Here is a 19021-nt window from a genome sequence, read left to right on the forward strand (position 1 = left end):
GCAAGGTGCCTCCACATCTCAGCGAGCCTGGAAACCCCGGAATACCGGCTCCCGCTTCTCCTGAAAGGCCCGGAACCCTTCGGCATAGTCCTCGGTGGCGCACAGCCTGGCCTGTTCCGCATTCTCCTGCGCCATCGCGTCCCAGAAGCCCAGGCGCTGGTCGCGGATGTGTGCAACCAGCTCCTTACTGGCAACGAAGGCGCCCGTGGCACCCACCGCCACCCGGGCCACGATGTCCCTGGTGGAGTCCAGAAGTTCATGTGCCGGCATTGCCCGGCTGAACAGCCCCTGCGCCACGGCTTCCGCGCCGCTCATCAGTTCCGCTGTATAGATCAGGTCCAGCGTCCGGTGCATGCCCAGCCGCTCGGTGAAGTACCAATGCCCGCCGGAATCCAGCGTGGCTCCCAGTTTCGCAAACGGGGAACCGAACTTCGCGGTGTCCGCTACGTACACCACGTCCGTGGCCAGCAGCAGCCCGAGGCCCACGCCTAAACAGGCGCCGTGGGCCGCCGCGAAGGTGGGCGCCGGGAATGAGCTCATTTTTTTCAGCAACGGTTCTACCAGCCCGCCCAGGTACGCCGCGGCGTCATCACTGTCCGGACTCACGCCGGAAATGTCCCGGCCGGCGCAGAAGGCCCGGCCCTCTCCCCTGAGCAGCAGTGCCCGGACCTCGCCGCGGGAGGCGGCGGCAGCGGCGTCGTCGTACGCCTGAGACAAATCAGTCAGCGCCTGTTCGTCTAGGGAGTTCAGCTTGTTTGGCGCGTCCAGCACCACCTCGGCAACACCGTTGCTCATGGAGAGGGAGATCATTCGGGCTCCTTTTGTGGGTCTCGGATTTGGACAAGCTCGACCAACAATCCCACCGCTAGACGTCGAAGTCGACGGTGACTTCAGGGGTGGTGGGGTGCGACTGGCAGGTCAACACGTAGCCTCTGTCCAACTCGTCCTGCTCCAACGCGTAATTCTCATCCATGGTGACGCTCCCGGCGACAACCTTGGCGCGGCACGTTCCGCAGACTCCCCCGGCGCAGGCGAACGGCACATCCGGGCGGACCCGCAGCGCTGCGTTGAGGATCGACTCACGGGCGTGGGTGGGGCTGGCTACCTCGCCCTGCAGGCCGTCAAGCTTGAACGTAATCTTGTACGTATCCCGGGATGTGTCCACAGCTACCGGACGGCCGGCGTTGCCTTCCGGGCGGTCGGGTTTTCCCGAGGTGAACAGCTCGAAACGGATGTTTTCCGGCTGCACGCCGCGCTCGGCCAGAGTGTCACGGCACAGCTGTACCAGCTCGAACGGTCCGCACAGGAACCACTCGTCCACATTCTCAGCATGGATGGCAGTGCCCAGCAGCTGCTGGAGCTTCTCGGCGTCGATCCTGCCGCTGAGCAAGGGAGCGATCCGCTGCTCGCGGGACAGGACGTGGTGGATGGCCAGCCGTTGCGGGTACTTATCCTTCAGGTCCGCGAGTTCTTCCAGAAACATCACATCCATGGCGGCCTTGTTAGCGTAAATCAAGTCGAAACGGCATTCCGGGTTGGCGGCAAGGAGCGTGCGGGCGATGGCGATCACGGGGGTGATGCCGCTGCCGGCGGCGATGGCTACAAACGTGGCTTCCCCGTTGGCGGCTACATCACCGGCCAGCTCCTCCGGGTTATTCATGGAGTTCATGCGGTTCTGCTCCACGGCCTTGCCGTCCCGGCCGTGCTTGGACACGAATGCGCCCATGGGGCTCATGACGTCCAGCGTGTCCCCGGCCTTCAGCTCGGCATTCGCCCAGGTGGAGAACAACCCGCCCAGGTCCTTTTTCACCGCCACCCGGATCTCGCTGCTGCCGTCCTCGAAGCTGCGCGGCTCGGCGCAGATGGAGTAGCTGCGGCGGACCTCGCGCAGTTCGCCGGTCTCATCCGCGAGCTTGGTGCGCAGCGCCACGTACTGGCCGGGCAGGTAGTCGAAGTGGCCGGCGAGCTCCGCCGGGACATGGAAGGAGACTTCAATGGCGTCCTCGGTGAGCCGGCGCACCTCCTTGACCGTGAGCGTGTGGAAGGAGGGACGACGGCGGCCGGTGGCCTGCTCCGTCTCTGCGTCAGTGGGGCGGACAACAGGCATGGGGCTTCCTTAGAGGACCTTGAAGTAGTCGAACGGTTCCTTGCAGTCCTGGCACACATAGAGCGCCTTGCAGGACGTGGAACCAAAACGGGTGAGTTCCCTGGTTTTCAGGGACGAGCACTGCGGGCACTTCACGGCCATCTGGAGGCGGATGGGGCCTGCGTGGCGGGCCGCTCCTGCTTTGCCCGACGGCGGTGCGATGCCGTACTCCTGAAGTTTCGCCTTTCCGGCTTCGGTCATCCAGTCGGTGGTCCAGGCCGGGGCGAGCACCAGGTCCACGTGGACGTCGGCGTAGCCCTCCTTGGCGAATGCCGTCTTGAGGTCGTCGCGGATGGCGTCCATGGCCGGGCAGCCCGAGTACGTGGGGGTGATGGTGACTGTCACTGCTCCGCCCTGCCCCACTTGCACGTCCCGGAGGATTCCCAGGTCCTCGATGGTGAGGACGGGGATTTCCGGATCGCAGACGGTGGCCGCGATGTCCCACGCCGTGTGCCGCGCAGTTTTCTCCCTTACAGGGGTGCGGGTTTCGAAGTCGGAGATGTACATGGCCGTCACCAGCTTGCTCCGGGGTATTCGCGGGCGAGGACCTGCATCTCCGCGAGGATGTAGCCCAGGTGCTCCGAGTGCCTGCCGTGCCGTCCGCCGCCGGGGGCTGCCGGGACGTCCGGCACCTCGAGCTCCGCCTCGACCAGGACGTCGCCGGTGAGCCGGTCGAAGTCCTCGCGCAGGCTTGAAGGCGCGACGGCGGCACCCGCCTCAGCGAGGCGGCGCGTCAGGTCGTCATCCTGGAACAGTTCGTTGACGTACGGCCACATCAGGCGCAGGCCGTGGATCATCCTGGTGCGGGACTCCTCGGTGCCGCCGGCCAGGCGCAGGATCCACTGGGCGCTGTGGTCCCGGTGGTAGTCAACCTCCTTCACGGCCTTGGCGGCGATGGCAGCCAGCGTTGCGTCGGTGGATTCGGCGAGCCGGCGATACAGCTCGAACTGGTAGTAGCTCACGATGAACTGGCGGGCAATGGTCACCGCGAAATCGCCGTTAGGCTGCTCGAATAGCTGAACACTGCGGAACTCGTGCTCGCGGCGAAAATAGGCCAGATCGTCCTCGGTCTTCGTGGTCCCGCCTTCCCCTTCCATAGCGCCGCCGGCATAGCTGAGGAAGGACCGGGCGTGGCCCAGCTGGTCCAGTGCGATGTTGCCCAGGGCGACATCTTCCTCCAGTTCCGGGGAACGGGAAATCCAGTGGCCCAAGCGCTGGGCGAGGATCAGGGCGTCGTCGCCCAGCCGCAGCGCGTACTCGGCCACGTCCTGGGTGGGTTTGGCCAGGCCGGTGCGGACCTCGAGCGCGATGTCTTCCGGACGGAGGGCGTTGCCGGGAGTAATGCGGGTGGCACTCGCGTTGGAGTCGCCGCCGGCCACGCCGGTTGAGCCGGTGGGGATCACAGGTGCTTCACCCCTTCGCTCTTGGTGTAGTACGTGGCGTGCCGGTAATCCTTGCCTTGGGGCGACTCAAAAAACGCGCCCTTTGCATCCGGATCACTGGCAGCGATGGCGTCCGCCGGGACAACCCAAATTGATACACCCTCGTTGCGCCGGGTGTAGAGGTCGCGGGCGTTGCGCAGGGCCATGGCGGCATCCGGTGCGTGCAGCGAGCCGGCATGGACGTGGCTCAAGCCGCGGCTGGACCGGACGAAAACCTCCCAAAGGCCCCAAGCGTTGCGGTCGGTGGTTGAGCTCGAAATCCCGGTGGTTGAGCCTGTCGAAACCCCGGTGGTTGAGCCTGTCGAAACCTTCCGGGTCTCGACAGGCTCGACCACCGTCTGATCGGCGCTTGAGCTTATCGAAACCTTGGGCGCCTCGCGGTTGATCTCAGTGGCCGAGCTGGCCGGGGCTTCCGGGTTGCCGTGGGGGCTCATGCTGCGTATTCCTTCGTCGTCATTGACTGTTTTGCCAGCTGTTTGTCCGCATACGCGACGGCTGCCTCGCGGACCCAGGCGCCGTCGTCGTGCGCTTCCCTGCGGCGCTCAAGGCGCTGGACGTTGCACGGGCCGCGGCCGGCCAGGACTTCCTGGAACTCGTGCCAGTCCAGCGGGCCATGCTCCCACTTTTTGGTGTCCTCGTTGTAGCGGATCTGTTCATCCGGGAGGGTAAGGCCCAGGACCCGGACCTGTTCCACCATCATGCCCACGAAGCGGCTACGGAGTTCGTCGTTGCTGAAGCGCTTGATATTCCAGGCCATTGACTGCTTGGAGTTGGGTGAATCGTCGTCCGGCGGTCCGAACATCATCAGCGACGGCGCGTACCAGCGGTTCACTGCGTCCTGGGCCATCTGCTTCTGTTCGGGGGTGCCGTTGGCCAGTTCCAGCAGGATCTCGAAGCCCTGGCGCTGGTGGAACGACTCCTCCTTGCAGATCCGAACCATGGCGCGGCCATAGGGGCCGTAGGAGGCGCGGCACAGCGGCACCTGGTTGCAGATGGCCGCGCCGTCCACCAGCCAGCCGATGGCACCCATGTCCGCCCAGGTGAGCGCCGGGTAATTGAAGATAGAGGAGTAACGTGCCTTGCCGGCAATGAGGTCTGCCATCATCTTGTCCCGGGACTGGCCCAGGGTCTCGGCGGCCGAATAGAGGTACAGCCCGTGGCCGGCCTCGTCCTGGACCTTGGCCATGAGGATGGCCTTGCGTTTCAGGCTGGGGGCACGTGAAATCCAGTTCGCCTCCGGCTGCATCCCGATGATCTCGGAGTGTGCATGTTGGGAGATCTGGCGCAGCAACGTTTTACGGTATGCATCCGGCATCCAGTCGCGCGGCTCGATCCGGGAATCGTCGGCCATGACGCGGTCGAAATTTGCCTGGGCTTCGGCCATCAGGCGTGCAGAATCTTCCCGCTCTTCCGGGGACCGCTCAGCAGATGCTGACTGTAAGTCCTGCATGGCCATCGTTGCTCCTTCGTACAGCGCTTTATTACCGAACGTTCGTTCAGGATATGTGCAGGAAGCCCCCGGGTCAACGGCCGATACCCAATCGCCCTAGAGCGGGACACCGCTGCGGGCGGAATACCGCGGGCTTGGCACTGCCGCGATGATTACCGCCCTTCAGCGCGCCCGGCCTTCAGGCCACCTGGCTGACCCCGAATACGTGTGCCTGCTGACACTAAAAGCCCTGGCCACCCGCTATCAGTCCCTAGCCGCAGAAATCACCGACCGCCGACTCAGCGCTCAAAGAGATCCTTGATACTTAGCTCCGATGCTTTGTGACCTCTCAGGTGTCGGAACGGACGTTGCCAGCCAACCGTGTTGGTCACCGTCGGAGACAGCCCTGACCGAATAGACAAATAGGCCATTTCACTGCCCTCGTTGGAGTTGCCCCCTACCTGCATCCTCAGATAAAAGCCAGAAATGCTTGCAAAGCAAGACCCGTCCAGACCGGACTATCGGCAAGGGTTTCGCATCAAGCATGGATTTTAACTTAGGCTCCCACGAGGGCCCAAAGACTGCGTCCTCTACTGTTGCGTGCAAGCACCAACGCAGTGTGTCGGATATCGCCTAGGCACACGACGATCGAAGGCACTAAGAAACGAACAGTCATTTTAAATTGACGCCCATGGGAGCATCCAGGGGTGAGGCCTGCGAGCCTGCCTGGATGGTTCGGTGTCCGGCAGCCTCGGACATAACAAAGGCCCTACTCCATCACCTGAAAGCAGCGCACTATGCCAACCCACGAGAACCAACCCGAACCAGGCGGCGTCATTGCCCCTCCTGCCAGTCCGGCGACACTGATCCAGGAAGAGAAGCCGCGCCCGCCCCGGTTAATCCGCTGGTTGAGGCTCGCGCTCCTGCTCTCCTACCTGCTGCTCCCGCTCTCCCTGTTGGCGGGCGTGGGCGCGGATGGCAACTCCGGCTTCTACAGCTTCCTCATTGCGTTTCTCTTCGTCGCCTTTCCGATCATGCTCCTGATCTCGTTGATCTACCTGGTCGTCTGGCTGACGACGAGGCGCAGGTACCGGTTCGGTGGTATCTGGAGCACAACCATCATCATCCTGATGTCGGGCGTGCAGCTGATAGTCGTTGCCCTCGTAGCGTTCCTCCTGTACCAGCTCTCGACCTACAACAACCCGTATGGATAGCCAACCCGCTTCCCCAGAGCCCGGCGCGCTGCCAGCAACGCGTTGACGATGTTCAGGTCAAGGCTGGGTGCGCACTCGATGAGAACGATGGGACAGCAGAGGCGCAAAGAATGCGCCGAACTCCGCTGTCGCTGTCAGGGGCAGGACATTCGCCACGTACTGATCGGGCCGGACCACCACGACAACACCGCCGCGGTCCAGGCCGCGCAGCTCGAAGATGTCAGCGGCTGGGTTGGTGGCGTAGACCTTTTCGTAATCGGTGAGCTTGAACGGCCCAACCTGCGGCCTGAAGGTCGCCGGAACGTCGGTGATGTCGAAGCTGTGGTGGTCCTGCTGATAGATCACCTTGACGTCGAACCAGGCATCGGGATCTGCTCCTGCCGGGGTCACGGCCAACGGCGACTCGGGAGACTCCATGATCCACTCGGCAAACAGCTCCGTCGCAGAAGGAACTGCCTGCCCTGAACCCTCCTGCCGTTTAGCGGGGCGGGCGGAATCAGCGAACACATAGATCCGCCAGCGGCCATCCGCAGTCGCATGATGGCCAAGGTGCACCGGATTCGTGTCAGCCACGCGGACCACCGGAGCGGACTTGAAGCGCTTACCTACCGGAAAACCGCTGGCCAGGTCCTGATGATCGGCGCTGCCCATAACGAGGGACTGAGCGTACTGGGTCATAAAGCCCGCAGGAAACTCGGCCGTGCTGACGTAGAAATTTTCCAGCTCGGTAGGATCCTCGAACTCCTCCGGCCGCTTGGCCATCAAGGTGGACCACTGCTTATCGAAGTCGATCAGGTTCCTGGCAACAACCTGGCGCTCCTCGGAGTAGGTGGACAGCAGGCTTTCCGGGCTGCGGCCCTCCAGCACGTGGCCCAGCTTCCAGGCGATGTTGAACCCGTCCTGCATGGACACGTTCATTCCCTGCCCGGCCTTAGCGCTGTGGGTGTGGCAGGCGTCGCCTGTGATGAAGACCCGGGGGGTACGCTGACCGCGGTCCTCCGGCAGGACGTCGTCGAAGCGGTCTGTGAGCCGGTGCCCCACCTCGTAGACGCTGTGCCACGCCACGTTGCGGACGTCCAGGGTGTAGGGATGGAGGATCTCGTTGGCCTTGTGGATGATTTCCTCGATGGTGGTGTTGCGGACTGCGCCCTTATTCTTGGGATCCACTTCTCCGAGGTCAACGTACATGCGGAACAGGTGGCCACCCTCACGCGGGATCAGCAGGATGCTGCCGCCGGAACCGGATTGGATGGCGCATTTGGTCCGGATGTCCGGGAAGTCGGTGACAGCCAGTGCATCCATAACACCCCATGCATGGTTCGCGTGGTCCCCGGCCATGGTGCATCCGATCGACGCGCGGACCTTGCTGTGGGCACCGTCCGCACCCACCACATACTTGGCCCGAACCACCCGTTCCTGCCCTTCTTTCGGGCCGGCTGTGTGCAGCAGGGTCACGGACACGGGGTATTCCTCCCCGTCCGCGACGCTGAGCGAAAGGAACTCGTACCCATAGTCGGGGCGCATCCGGGTGGGTGCGTTTGCCATGTACTCGGCGAAGTAGTCCAGCACACGGGCCTGGTTGACGATCAGGTGCGGGAACTCGCTGATGCCTTCAGGGTCATCGGGGGTACGGGCCGTCCGGACGATGTGTGACGGATTGTTTGGCTCTGGCTTCCAGAAGGCCATTTCGGTTATGGCGTAGGCTTCGGCGATGATCCGTTCCGCGAAACCGAAGGCCTGGAACGTCTCGACGCTCCGGGCCTGAATGCCGTCGGCCTGCCCGATGGCCAGCCGGCCGGAGCGCCGCTCGATGATGCGCGTGCTGACATTGGGAAAGCGAGACAGCTGCGCAGCGGCGAGCATTCCGGCAGGACCGGTGCCCACAATGAGAACGTCAACCGCGTCGGGGAGCTCTTCGGCCCGATCAATACCGACACCCGCGGCAGGCTGGACTCTAGGATCACCTGATACGTAACCGTGGTGGTGGAATTGCACGCGGTTTCCTCACTTCACTGTGGGTTTCCATGTCTAGGAGTGTTCAATAATCGAACAGACGTTTCGATATTCGAAACTTTGAGCTCAGGCAAATACTGTACGCCAGGTGTGATGCGGACTACAAGAGCCAAATTCTCAGCCCAGGATCGGGGTTGACGAAGCAGGACGACCAGGCCCATAGTAATTCGTATACGATTTCGTACTCGATGAGGAGGATCGCTTGCAACAGGTCACCGACCGTACGTTGGCCTCGGCCCGCAAGGTTATAGCTGTGCACATCAACTACCCCAGCCGAGCGGCGCAGCGCGGCCGGACTCCCGCGCAGCCCTCCTACTTCTTGAAGCCGCCATCCTCATTGGCCCTGACCGGCAACGCAGTCGAGCGGCCGGCCGGCTGCGAGCTTCTTGGTTACGAGGGTGAGATTGCCCTCGTGATAGGCAAGACTGCCCGCCGGGTCAGCCTCGAGAACGCCTGGAGCCATGTAGCCGCCGTTACCGCCAGTAATGACCTTGGGGTGTATGACCTCCGTTATGCGGACAAGGGTTCAAACGTCCGGTCCAAGGGCGGCGATGGCTTCACCCCCCTAGGCCCGGCACTGATTCCGGCAGACGCCGTCGACCCTTCCCAGCTACGCATCCGCACTTGGCACAACGGAGAACTGGTCCAGGACGACACCACCGCGGACCTGCTCTTCCCGTTCGCACGGCTGGTGGCCGATCTTTCCCAGCTGCTCACCCTCGAAGAGGGCGACATCATCCTCACCGGTACCCCCGCAGGCGCCTCCGTCGCCAAGCCGGGCGATGTCCTCGAAGTCGAAGTGGCAACGGTTGACGGTGCCATCAGCACCGGGCGCCTGGCCACCACTGTGGAGGAAGGTACGACGCCGTTCGCGGACTTTGGTGCGGGGCCCAAGGTGGATGACACCCAGCGGGAAGAAGCCTACGGGTCCCGCAAGGCTGCAGGACTCCCTGAGCCGGCCGGTGTCCTTACCCCTGAACTGAAGGGTAAGCTCGAAAGCGTTGCAACCGCCACCCTGTCCTCGCAGATGCGCAAGCGCGGGTTGAACAACGTCAGCATTGATGGCCTGCAGGCCACCCGCCCGGACCGCCGCGTCGTCGGCCTGGCCCGGACCCTTCGCTACGTCCCCAACCGCGAGGACCTTTTCACAACCCACGGCGGCGGCTTCAACGCCCAGAAGAAAGCCATCGACTCCGTCAACGAGGGCGAAATCCTGGTGATGGAGGCCCGCGGCGAAAAGGGCACCGGAACCGTAGGAGACATTCTGGCCCTCCGCGCGCAGGTCCGTGGAGCCGCTGCCATCATTACCGACGGCGGTGTCCGTGATTACACGGCCGTAGCCGGTCTTGATATGCCCACATATTTCGCCAATCCGCACCCTGCAGTCCTGGGCCGCCGCCACGTTCCTTGGGACACTGACATCACCATCGCCTGCGGTGGCGCCACAGTGCAGCCCGGGGACATCATCGTGGCCGACTCAGACGGCATCCTGGTGATACCGCCTGCCATCGCCGAGGAACTGGTGGATGACTGCATCCAGCAGGAGAAGGAAGAAACCTTCATTTTCGAGATGGTGAAGCAGGGCAACAGTGTTGACGGCCTTTACCCCATGAACGCGCAATGGCAGGTCCGGTTCAAGGAGTGGGAAGAAGGCAAAGCCGATGCCTGAAACTGCAGTTAACCTCTCCGCAGCCCCGGCTGCCGCCGGAAGCAAGTCCGAGCAGGCCTATTCCGAAGTTAAAGCGCGGATAGTAGCGGGCACCTACACCCCCGGTTACCGGTTGGTCCTCAACAGCATCGCCAAAGACCTCGGGTTCAGCGTGGTTCCGGTCCGCGAGGCCATCCGCAGGCTCGAGGCCGAAGGCCTGGTCAGGTTTGAACGCAACGTCGGAGCAACGGTTGCCGGGATCGACCCCACCGAGTACCTCTACACGATGCAGACACTGAGCATCGTGGAAGGCGCGGCCACAGCACTGTCCGCGCCGCTTATCGGTGCGGTGGACATTGCCCGGGCCCGCGGAGTCAACGCAGAGATGCGCGACTGCCTGGAACACTTCAACCCGGTGCGCTTTACCCAGCTCAACCAGGAGTTCCACAGCATCCTGTTCGAACACTGCCCCAACCCGCACATCCTGGACCTGGTGCACCGGGGCTGGAACCGGCTCGCATCGCTGCGGTCCTCCACGTTCCGGTTTGTCCCCGGCCGCGCCCACGACTCCGTGGACGAACACGAAGCGCTGCTCCGGCTGATTGAGTCCGGGGCCAATGCGGACCAGATCGAAAAGGCCGCTCGCCGGCACCGCTCCGCCACCCTGGACGCCTACCTCGCCCAAAGCACTGCGCAGAAGTAAGGAAACAACAATGACGTTCACTGCTGAAGAAACCAAAGAGCGCTACGTTCCCCAGGACCTGCCTGCCCACATCCAGCACTACATCAACGGCGAATTCGTTGATTCCGTGGGCGGCCAGACCTTCGACGTCCTGGATCCGGTCTCCAATCAGAACTACGCCACCGCCGCCGCCGGCCAGAAAGAAGACATCGACCTCGCGGTGGCCGCGGCCCGGGGCGCCTTTGTCAACGGCCCATGGCCCAGGATGAAGCCCCGCGAACGTGCCCGGGTGCTCAACAAAATTGCCGACGCCGTTGAAGCGCAGGAGGCCCGCCTGGCCGAACTGGAAACCTTTGATACCGGGCTGCCGATTACCCAGGCCAAGGGACAGGCACTGCGGGCGGCAGAGAACTTCCGCTTCTTCGCGGATCTGATTGTGGCCCAGTTCGACGATGCCATGAAGGTCCCGGGCTCCCAGATCAACTACGTGAACCGGAAGCCGATCGGCGTCGCAGGTCTGATCACGCCGTGGAACACGCCTTTTATGCTGGAGTCCTGGAAACTGGCCCCGGCCCTGGCCACCGGCAACACCGTAGTCCTCAAGCCGGCCGAGTTCACGCCGCTGTCGGCGTCGCTGTGGGCCACCATCTTCAAGGACGCCGGGCTCCCGGACGGCGTCTTCAACCTGGTCAACGGCCTCGGTGAGGAGGCAGGCGACGCGCTGGTCAAGCACCCCGACGTACCGCTCATCTCCTTCACCGGCGAGACCACCACCGGTCAAACCATCTTCCGGAACGCCGCGGCCAACCTCAAAGGCCTGTCCATGGAACTGGGCGGAAAGTCCCCCTGCGTCGTCTTTGCCGACGCAGACGTGGATGCCGCCATCGACTCCGCGCTGTTCGGAGTTTTCTCCCTCAACGGCGAGCGCTGCACAGCGGGCTCCCGCATCCTGGTGGAGCGGGCCGTTTACGACGAGTTCTGCGAAAAGTATGCCGCCCGGGCCAAGAACATCGTGGTCGGCGACCCGCACGACCCCAAGACCGAGGTCGGCGCCCTGGTCCACCCCGAGCACTACAAGAAGGTGGCCTCCTACGTCGAAATCGGCAAGTCCGAAGGCAGGCTGCTCGCCGGCGGCGGCCGCCCCGAGAACCTGCCCGCAGGGCTTAACAACAGCAACTACATCGCTCCCACGGTTTTCGCCGACGTCTCCCCCGATGCCCGCATCTTCCAGGAGGAGATTTTCGGCCCCGTCGTCGCCATCACCCCTTTCGATAACGACGACGAAGCACTCGCCCTGGCGAACAACACCAGGTACGGCCTGGCTGCCTACATCTGGACCTCGAACCTGAACCGTGCCCATAACTTTTCCCAGAACGTGGAGGCCGGCATGGTATGGCTGAACAGCCACAACGTCCGCGATCTACGTACCCCGTTCGGCGGCGTCAAGGCCTCCGGCCTGGGCCACGAAGGCGGTTACCGCTCCATCGATTTCTATACCGACCAGCAGGCCGTGCACATCACGCTCGGAACGGTCCACACGCCTAAATTCGGCAGCATCGAAGCCGCCGCTGCCAACGAAGGCTAAACGGCCCTCCGCCAATACTGCTCAACGAAGAGAGAAGACCATGACGAACTTTGTACCCACCCCGTCGGTTCCGGCTCCGGACATCGTCCGCTGTGCCTACATGGAAATCGTGGTCACCGACCTCGCCAGGTCCCGCGCCTTTTACGTGGACCTCCTGGGCCTGCATGTCACCGAAGAGGATGAAAACAACATCTACCTGCGCTCGCTTGAAGAGTTCATCCACCACAACCTTGTGCTTCGCAAGGGCCCGGTCGCGGCCGTCGCGGCGTTCGCTTACCGGGTCAAATCCCCGGCGGAGGTGGACGCCGCCGAGGCCTACTACAAGGAAATGGGCTGCCGGACCGAGCGCCGCAAGGAAGGCTTCACCAAGGGCATCGGTGACTCTGTCCGGGTGGAGGACCCGCTGGGCTTCCCTTACGAGTTCTTCTATGACGTTGAGCACGTGGAACGCCTTACCCAGCGCTACGACCTCTACTCCGCGGGTGAACTGGTACGCCTGGACCACTTCAACCAGGTCACCCCGGACGTTCCCCGGGGCCGCAAGTACCTGGAGGACCTCGGCTTCCGCGTCTCCGAAGACATCCAGGACTCCGACGGCGTGACATACGCGGCGTGGATGCACCGCAAGCAGACCGTCCACGACACCGCCCTCACCGGCGGCAACGGACCGCGGATGCACCACGTCGCATTCGCTACCCATGAGAAGCACAACATCATCCAGATCTGCGACAAGATGGGTGCCCTGCGCATCAGCGACCGCATCGAGCGTGGCCCGGGCCGCCACGGCGTGTCCAACGCGTTCTACCTCTACATCCTTGACCCGGACGATCACCGCATCGAGATCTATACGCAGGACTACTACACCGGCGATCCGGACAACCCCACCATCACCTGGGATGTGCACGACAATCAGCGCCGTGACTGGTGGGGCAACCCGGTGGTCCCGTCCTGGTACACGGAAGCCTCCCTGGTCCTGGACCTGGACGGCAACCCGCAGCCGGTCACTGTGCGGGAGGAAAAGAGCGAAATGGCTGTCACCGTGGGTGCCGACGGCTTCAGTTACACCCGCAGGAACGACGACGACGGCGGCGCGCCGGGTGGCGCCGTCGAAGGTTTCAAGCTGGGAGCGCAGCTCTAGCCATGCTGGATGAGAACACGATTGAAGCCATCGCGGACGAGCTACTGGAAGCCGGCCGGAGCCGCACTCCGGTCCCGCGCCTGACAGCCCGCTACCCGGACATGACCGTAGAGGACTCCTACGCCGTGCAGAAGCTGTGGCGCCGACGGAATGAAGAGGCCGGCCGCACTCTCATAGGCCGGAAAATCGGCCTCACCTCCCGGGCAATGCAGGCGGCCACGGGCATCACTGAACCGGACTATGGCGCCATATTCGATGACATGGTGCTGGAAACCGGCTGCACGGTTCAATGGGACCAGTACACGCATCCGCGCGTGGAGGTGGAGCTGGCCTTTGTCCTGAAGGCTGGGCTCAAAGGCCCTGGCTGCACCATCTTTGACGTCCTCAACGCCACGGACTACGTGGTCCCGGCTCTTGAGATTTTGGATTCCCGGATCGAGATGGAGGGCCGGACCATAGTGGATACCATCGCTGACAACGCCGCCATGGGCGCCATGGTGATTGGCGGCCGGCCCGTGAAGCCAGACGCAGTGGACCTCCGGTGGGTCTCGGCCATCCTCTACAAGAACCAGACCGTGGAGGAAACCGGCGTCGCCGCCGGCGTGCTGGATCACCCCGCGAATGGGGTGCATTGGCTGGCCAACAAGATTGCTGCCCACGGGGACAGCATGAAAGCCGGCGACATCATCCTGGCCGGCTCCTTCACCCGGCCAATGTGGGTATACAAGGGTGATACCGTCCACGCCGACTACGGACCGCTGGGAGCTGTCACATGCCAATTCACTTAAACGCGCCGGCCACGTTCCGCGACGCACTGCGCGAGCAGACAGGTCAAGACGGCCGTCCGCTGGCGGGCATGTGGGTCTGCTCGGGCAGCCCATTGGTGGCCGAACTGTGCGCCGGATCAGGCCTGGACTGGCTTCTGGTTGACGCCGAGCACAGTCCCAACGGGCTCGAATCCATACTGGCCCAGCTTCAGGCCATCAACGGCTATCCGGTCCACACCCTGGTCCGGCCGCCAGTGAACGACGTGGTGGTGATCAAGCAGTACCTGGACCTTGGCGTGCAAAACCTGATCATCCCTATGGTTCACTCGGTGGCGGAGGCGAAAGCTGCCGTGGCCGCCACCCGGTATCCACCCCAGGGGGTCCGTGGCGTTGGATCGGCTTTGGCGCGTGCCGCTCGCTGGAACCGCGTTCCCGACTACCTTGCCCGCGCCAGCGAAACCATCAGCGTCACCGTACAGATCGAGTCGACGGCCGCCGTCGAGGCTGTAGCCGACATTCTTGCTGTCGACGGCGTAGATGCCATTTTCATCGGACCCTCCGACCTCGCTGCCTCGATGGGGCTCCTGGGACAGCAGGAACACCCCGAGGTGCGCGCCGCCGTCGAACACTGCCTTTCAGTTGCCAAAGCCACAGGCAAACCCGCCGGCGTGAATGCCTTCAACCCAAGCACCGCAAAACACTACCTGGACAATGGCGCCGACTTCATCCTCGTCGGAGCCGACGTCGCCCTACTGGCGCGCGGTTCGGAAGCCCTCGCCGCGCAGTACATCCCGCCCACCGACGGCCAAACTCCCGACAGCTACTGACACTTTCTTAAGGATTCGCATGACAGTCACCCCTTCAGCGGCTCCACCGCGGCCGGCAAAGCGATCATCAAATTCTCCGCCGACACCGTCAAACGTCTCACCGTGGAACGGCTAACACCCCAAACGAGAAGGGCGCTGCAGGCAGCCTGCAGCGCCCCGTCTGTTCCAGCCGCCAACTCTTTCCAGTCCGTCCGGTCTCCGACCGGCCCCGTTATCAGCCGGTTGGTGCGGCTGGAGTGGCGCCATTCGGAGGGGTACCCCCGCCGCCCATGCCGCCGCCCGGTGCGGCGCCAGCGCTGGGCGTGGTGGTGGTATCGATCGCTACCGTCAGATCAACCTGATAGCCCGACGATGCATTTCCTGTCACCGTCGCGAGTTGCAGGGCACCGTTGTCATCGCTGAAAACGTTGTCCGATTCCAGGCTTACATCGGAGAGGTTTGCGGTGGAACCCTTGTAACCGGAGAGGGAGTACACCGTCTCGCTCACGTCCTGGGGCAAGGCAACCTGGGAAGTAGCGATAGCGTTCGTGGAATCTGTGATCTCGTCTACTGTGGGGTAAACCTCGAAGTGGATATGCGGCCAGCGGCCGGTGTAGCAGGCCGGGAATATTGACGTGAACGTTACCCTTCCGTCGTTGTCGGCGACCTGCACTCCGCGGAGGTAGGTTTCGCTCTCGATGCCTTCTGAGTACATCGAGTACCCACCCGCGGCATCGCAGTGCCACACATAGACGGCAGCGTTGGCGAAGGGAACATTGCCATCGGCCATGTTCAAAATGGTGAGAGTCAGTGTCGTCGGCACACCGGCAGCCGTCGTACCGCCATCGATGCTGGAGCGGATGTCACTGCGGACAATGCCCGCGTTTTCCAGAACATCCGCGCCGTTGGATCCATCACCCGGGTACGGGCCGGCGGTTTCATCAGGAACCTCAGCCAAAGCCGCGGCTGCACTGGCCGTCGCACTTGGGGTAGCGGTTCTCCCCGTAGCGGTTGTTGAGCAGGCAGCAAGGGCAAGGGCTCCCATGCCGGCCCCGAAGATTCCCATCATGGAGCGACGGCTCACCAAAGTGCCGATATCAAAGGACACGCCCTGATCGACAACCTCCTCGTTAATGCGGTCCAGCAGTCGGCCTTCATATGTCGGGCCGTTCGGGGTGTATTCAGGTTCTGGGATCTTGCTCATGTGGTCCTCGCTTGGCTGGTTGGGCGGATAGTTCCAGCGTCAACGACAAGGCAATGACGGAGCTATGGCGAAGCTGTGCGGCACCTAAGAACGTTCAATATTGAACCTCCAGAGAGGCGCCCTTACACATTCGAACGGAAGCACTGCCGTGATTCTGCCGCAGTCCCGCCTAATTCCCGGGTTCCTGCACAGCAGCTGCACAGCTAACTGAAAGCGGGGAGCTAAGGACAGGCATCAGAGTTGAGGAAGACAGCCCATTAAGGAGGCCACAATGATTACCTACCGCCCTACCCCCAATCTAAGCACCGGACGCACGGGATTCCGGGCAGCCATCGGAGCCATGATGCTGGCCGCAGTCCTCGGCACCACGGCTTTTGGTCCAGCCGGAGTTACGGCTGCCGTCCCCGCAGGTTCGACAAGCACGGCCGTCGCCATTGCAGCCACAGTCCCCACGCAACAGGCCATCATCCGGCGTCCGGACACGAGCGGACTTCTCGATCGCGACGCCGCGGATCCAATGCAGGCCTGACAGGGGCTTCATCAACAGCATAAGCCAAGCACTGCTGAGCTGGCCTGGTGCGCGATACTGGATCGCAAGGCCACAAACAGAATCCGGCTTGCGCCGCCACGCAGGAAAACACCTAGGAAGACATGATGGCTGACGCCTCGCACCACTCGATGACCAACAATCTGCCCCGTCTCGCGCACCCGGACGGCACCCCCATCAGGGCCCTCGTGGTCGATGACGAGACAAGCCTCGCAGAACTCGTCAGCATGGGCTTGCGCATGGCCGGGTGGAGCGTGACGACGGCACATGACGGGCTCAGTGCGGTTTCTGCGGCCCGTGACTTCCGCCCTGATGTCCTGGTCCTCGATGTGATGATGCCGGGTGTGAACGGCATCGAGGCGCTGCGGAAGATCCGCGCCTTCGCCCCGGAGGTGCCGGCGCTGTTCCTTACTGCCAAGGACGCCGTTCAGGACCGCATTTCCGGCCTTTCTGCCGGAGGGGACGATTACGTCACCAAGCCGTTCAGCATGGAAGAGCTCTTGCTGCGCCTGCACAGGCTCGTGCAGCGCTCGGGCGTCGCTGCATCGGACTCCGCCGAGCTCGTGGTCGGGGACCTCGTAATGAACGTCGACACCCGCGAAGTTACGCGTGGCGGTGAGGACATCGCCCTGACCTCAACCCAGTGGGAACTGCTCCGCTACCTGATGGAGAACCCACGGCGCGTTGTCAGCAAATCCCAGATACTCGACAACGTGTGGAACTACGATTTTGGCGGCCAGGCCAACATCGTCGAGCTCTATATCTCGTACCTCCGCAAGAAGATCGACGTCGGACGCACACCAATGATCCACACCGTGCGGGGTGCCGGCTACGTCCTTAAACCCGCCGCTCCATGACCATGCGCCAAAACACCGCTCGGGCACCTGCCAGGCGACGGCCTTTGCACCTGCGCACCAAACTGATTTTTGCCACGCTCGCCCTCCTTACGGCGATCTGCCTGGCAATTGGCATTTTCAGTCACGTTGCCATGAGCAGGTACCTCACCACCCAAATCGATAATGCCCTCACTCCGGCGGCAGGCCGGGCCGGTTTCCCCGACAGGCCGCCGCCGGGCAACGACCAGCGTCCCCTCCGCGGTCTCGATCCCGGGAATGCGGCCGGGCAGCGGCCGGGCACCCTCAATGCAGTATTTGAGGGCGGCGAAGCGCAAGCCTCAGCGCTGGTGCAGGAGGATGGCAGCACTATGCCGCTCACCGCAGCGGATCTGTCTCTTCTTGCCGGCATAGATCCCGTGGCAGGACCGGAGGAAGTGACCCTCAGTTCAGGACATTACCGGGTTGATGCTGCGAATCTGCCGACGGGTGCCGAAGGCAGCGTCCTGGTCACAGGCCTGCCCACGGCCGAGCGCGACAGCACTCTTGCCTCCCTGAATATTACAGTTGCGGGTCTCTCTCTAGCGGGTTTGGCCTTGACCGGCGTCGCAGGCACCGTGATCATCCGCAGGTCCCTGCGCCCGCTCGAGGAACTGTCCGCTGCCGCGACGGCCGTCTCGCAACTCCCGCTGTCAGCGGGGGAAGTTGCCATCCCTGTTCGCGTTCCCCCGGCAGCCGCACAACCAGGGACCGAGGTCGGCACGGTCGGACTCGCTCTGAACGACATGATCGACCATGTGACCAGCGCTTTGCGGATGCGGTACGCAAGTGAGATGAAGGTCCGCCAGTTTGTCGCAGACGCGAGCCATGAACTCCGCACACCCCTGACGTCCATCCGGGGATACACCGAGCTGGTCCTGATCAACGAGGAAGTGAGCCCCGCCGGCCGCTTGGCGCTTGATCGGGTGGACAGCGAATCCAAACGAATGTCATCCCTTGTCGAGGACCTCCTGCTCCTCGCGCGCCTCGACGAAGGGCAACGCGGAGAAGTTTCCGATGTCGACCTCACGGAGCTCGTGATCGAGACGACCAGTGACGCACGGGTTGCCGCGCCCGGGTACTACTGGAGCCTGGACCTGCCGGATGAACCGGTCGAGATGCGGGCCGTGGAGGCTGAAATCCGGCAGGTGCTCATCAACCTGCTGTCCAACGCCACCAAACACACGCCGCCCGGCACCGCGATCGCTACCGCGCTCAGCCTTGAAGATGGCATAGCACGCATATGCGTTACGGACACGGGTCCGGGCATCGATCCCGCTTTCCTGGGCACCATTTTTATGCGATTCAGCAGGGGTGATGCCGCGCGTTCGGCGAAAACCGGAAGCACAGGCCTCGGGCTGGCGATCGTCCAGGCTCTCGTGCAGGCCAATGGTGGAACCATCAGTGTGACCAGTAAGCCGGGCGCCACTGAGTTCCGGGTGGAGCTTCCGGCCTCCTAGTGCCAGCAGGTTCGTGCGGGCTCCAGCTCGTAAGCACAGAAATCTGCTGTATTTCACAGTAAGGGAAC

At 63.2% G+C, this 19021-nt stretch carries 18 protein-coding genes; 10 read left to right on the forward strand and 8 right to left on the reverse strand.

The window, feature by feature from the left end; genetic code table 11:
• Positions 1-18 precede the first annotated feature (18 nt).
• From ACWA13_RS16095 to paaA, 6 genes are read right to left on the reverse strand one after another with little or no spacing between them, the layout of a single operon-like run.
• Entirely contained in the window at positions 19-810 is a 792-nt protein-coding gene (locus ACWA13_RS16095; protein ID WP_463935211.1) for an enoyl-CoA hydratase/isomerase family protein, read from the reverse strand.
• A 55-nt stretch (positions 811-865) separates the two neighbouring features.
• On the reverse strand, positions 866-2107 hold the full coding sequence (gene paaE, locus ACWA13_RS16100) for a 1,2-phenylacetyl-CoA epoxidase subunit PaaE (RefSeq protein ID WP_463935212.1): 1242 nt from the start codon (positions 2105-2107) through the stop codon (positions 866-868).
• 9 nt (positions 2108-2116) lie between these two features.
• Complete coding sequence (gene paaD, locus ACWA13_RS16105) at positions 2117-2653, reverse strand: 1,2-phenylacetyl-CoA epoxidase subunit PaaD (protein WP_463937955.1); 537 nt, start codon at positions 2651-2653, stop codon at positions 2117-2119.
• 5 nt (positions 2654-2658) lie between these two features.
• Positions 2659-3549, reverse strand: coding sequence for a 1,2-phenylacetyl-CoA epoxidase subunit PaaC (paaC, locus tag ACWA13_RS16110; protein WP_463935214.1), 891 nt, complete (start codon positions 3547-3549; stop codon positions 2659-2661).
• A complete protein-coding gene (gene paaB, locus ACWA13_RS16115) occupies positions 3546-4022 on the reverse strand; it encodes a 1,2-phenylacetyl-CoA epoxidase subunit PaaB (protein ID WP_463935215.1) in 477 nt (158 codons plus the stop codon). The genes paaC and paaB overlap by 4 nt, the downstream gene beginning before the upstream one ends.
• Complete coding sequence (gene paaA, locus ACWA13_RS16120) at positions 4019-5044, reverse strand: 1,2-phenylacetyl-CoA epoxidase subunit PaaA (RefSeq protein WP_463935216.1); 1026 nt, start codon at positions 5042-5044, stop codon at positions 4019-4021. Before paaA ends, paaB begins: the two co-directional genes overlap by 4 nt.
• Before the next feature lie 770 nt (positions 5045-5814).
• On the opposite strand from paaA, the gene ACWA13_RS16125 reads away from it, so the two are divergent.
• Complete coding sequence (locus tag ACWA13_RS16125; RefSeq protein WP_463935218.1) at positions 5815-6231, forward strand: hypothetical protein; 417 nt, start codon at positions 5815-5817, stop codon at positions 6229-6231.
• A 57-nt stretch (positions 6232-6288) separates the two neighbouring features.
• On the opposite strand, the gene ACWA13_RS16130 is transcribed toward ACWA13_RS16125, so the two are convergent.
• The gene (locus ACWA13_RS16130) at positions 6289-8226 is read right to left on the reverse strand and encodes an FAD-binding monooxygenase (RefSeq protein WP_463935219.1); all 1938 of its coding nucleotides are present in this window, start codon (positions 8224-8226) and stop codon (positions 6289-6291) included.
• A gap of 220 nt (positions 8227-8446) precedes the next feature.
• On the opposite strand from ACWA13_RS16130, the gene ACWA13_RS16135 reads away from it, so the two are divergent.
• Genes ACWA13_RS16135 through ACWA13_RS16160 form a run of 6 tightly spaced genes read left to right on the forward strand, consistent with a single transcriptional unit; the run spans position 8447 to position 14891 of the window.
• A complete protein-coding gene (locus tag ACWA13_RS16135) occupies positions 8447-9913 on the forward strand; it encodes a fumarylacetoacetate hydrolase family protein (RefSeq protein WP_463935220.1) in 1467 nt (488 codons plus the stop codon).
• The gene (locus ACWA13_RS16140; RefSeq protein WP_463935222.1) at positions 9906-10595 is read left to right on the forward strand and encodes a GntR family transcriptional regulator; all 690 of its coding nucleotides are present in this window, start codon (positions 9906-9908) and stop codon (positions 10593-10595) included. Before ACWA13_RS16135 ends, ACWA13_RS16140 begins: the two co-directional genes overlap by 8 nt.
• A gap of 10 nt (positions 10596-10605) precedes the next feature.
• A complete protein-coding gene (gene hpaE, locus ACWA13_RS16145; RefSeq protein ID WP_463935223.1) occupies positions 10606-12159 on the forward strand; it encodes a 5-carboxymethyl-2-hydroxymuconate semialdehyde dehydrogenase in 1554 nt (517 codons plus the stop codon).
• A gap of 40 nt (positions 12160-12199) precedes the next feature.
• Positions 12200-13297, forward strand: a complete 1098-nt coding sequence (hpaD, locus tag ACWA13_RS16150) for a 3,4-dihydroxyphenylacetate 2,3-dioxygenase (RefSeq protein ID WP_463935224.1) — start codon at positions 12200-12202, stop codon at positions 13295-13297.
• Between the two features lie 2 nt (positions 13298-13299).
• Entirely contained in the window at positions 13300-14085 is a 786-nt protein-coding gene (hpaH, locus tag ACWA13_RS16155; protein ID WP_463935226.1) for a 2-oxo-hept-4-ene-1,7-dioate hydratase, read from the forward strand.
• Positions 14070-14891, forward strand: coding sequence for an HpcH/HpaI aldolase family protein (locus ACWA13_RS16160; protein WP_463935228.1), 822 nt, complete (start codon positions 14070-14072; stop codon positions 14889-14891). Before hpaH ends, ACWA13_RS16160 begins: the two co-directional genes overlap by 16 nt.
• Before the next feature lie 214 nt (positions 14892-15105).
• Here the strand turns inward: ACWA13_RS16160 and ACWA13_RS16165 are convergent, their stop codons facing one another.
• On the reverse strand, positions 15106-16074 hold the full coding sequence (locus ACWA13_RS16165) for an intradiol ring-cleavage dioxygenase (RefSeq protein ID WP_463935230.1): 969 nt from the start codon (positions 16072-16074) through the stop codon (positions 15106-15108).
• A gap of 271 nt (positions 16075-16345) precedes the next feature.
• Between ACWA13_RS16165 and ACWA13_RS16170 the strand changes: the two genes are divergently transcribed.
• The 3 genes from ACWA13_RS16170 to ACWA13_RS16180 all read left to right on the forward strand — a co-directional run bounded on the left by ACWA13_RS16170 (position 16346) and on the right by ACWA13_RS16180 (position 18953).
• Positions 16346-16603, forward strand: a complete 258-nt coding sequence (locus ACWA13_RS16170) for a hypothetical protein (protein ID WP_463935232.1) — start codon at positions 16346-16348, stop codon at positions 16601-16603.
• Between the two features lie 125 nt (positions 16604-16728).
• The gene (locus ACWA13_RS16175; RefSeq protein WP_463937956.1) at positions 16729-17478 is read left to right on the forward strand and encodes a response regulator transcription factor; all 750 of its coding nucleotides are present in this window, start codon (positions 16729-16731) and stop codon (positions 17476-17478) included.
• On the forward strand, positions 17475-18953 hold the full coding sequence (locus ACWA13_RS16180) for a sensor histidine kinase (RefSeq protein WP_463935234.1): 1479 nt from the start codon (positions 17475-17477) through the stop codon (positions 18951-18953). The genes ACWA13_RS16175 and ACWA13_RS16180 overlap by 4 nt, the downstream gene beginning before the upstream one ends.
• Positions 18954-19021 lie beyond the last annotated feature (68 nt).

This window comes from Pseudarthrobacter sp. TRD_SC_9, assembly GCF_055361265.1.

Bases quoted from the DNA above. Each gene is read 5' to 3' on its own strand.
- ACWA13_RS16095 (WP_463935211.1), bottom strand. From the start codon at position 810: ATGATCTCCCTCTCCATGAGCAACGGTGTTGCCGAGGTGGTGCTGGAC.
- paaE (WP_463935212.1), bottom strand. From the start codon at position 2,107: ATGCCTGTTGTCCGCCCCACTGACGCAGAGACGGAGCAGGCCACCGGC.
- paaD (WP_463937955.1), bottom strand. From the start codon at position 2,653: ATGTACATCTCCGACTTCGAAACCCGCACCCCTGTAAGGGAGAAAACT.
- paaB (WP_463935215.1), bottom strand. From the start codon at position 4,022: ATGAGCCCCCACGGCAACCCGGAAGCCCCGGCCAGCTCGGCCACTGAG.
- paaA (WP_463935216.1), bottom strand. From the start codon at position 5,044: ATGGCCATGCAGGACTTACAGTCAGCATCTGCTGAGCGGTCCCCGGAA.
- ACWA13_RS16125 (WP_463935218.1), top strand. From the start codon at position 5,815: ATGCCAACCCACGAGAACCAACCCGAACCAGGCGGCGTCATTGCCCCT.
- ACWA13_RS16140 (WP_463935222.1), top strand. From the start codon at position 9,906: ATGCCTGAAACTGCAGTTAACCTCTCCGCAGCCCCGGCTGCCGCCGGA.
- hpaE (WP_463935223.1), top strand. From the start codon at position 10,606: ATGACGTTCACTGCTGAAGAAACCAAAGAGCGCTACGTTCCCCAGGAC.
- hpaD (WP_463935224.1), top strand. From the start codon at position 12,200: ATGACGAACTTTGTACCCACCCCGTCGGTTCCGGCTCCGGACATCGTC.
- hpaH (WP_463935226.1), top strand. From the start codon at position 13,300: ATGCTGGATGAGAACACGATTGAAGCCATCGCGGACGAGCTACTGGAA.
- ACWA13_RS16160 (WP_463935228.1), top strand. From the start codon at position 14,070: ATGCCAATTCACTTAAACGCGCCGGCCACGTTCCGCGACGCACTGCGC.
- ACWA13_RS16165 (WP_463935230.1), bottom strand. From the start codon at position 16,074: ATGAGCAAGATCCCAGAACCTGAATACACCCCGAACGGCCCGACATAT.
- ACWA13_RS16170 (WP_463935232.1), top strand. From the start codon at position 16,346: ATGATTACCTACCGCCCTACCCCCAATCTAAGCACCGGACGCACGGGA.
- ACWA13_RS16175 (WP_463937956.1), top strand. From the start codon at position 16,729: ATGGCTGACGCCTCGCACCACTCGATGACCAACAATCTGCCCCGTCTC.
- ACWA13_RS16180 (WP_463935234.1), top strand. From the start codon at position 17,475: ATGACCATGCGCCAAAACACCGCTCGGGCACCTGCCAGGCGACGGCCT.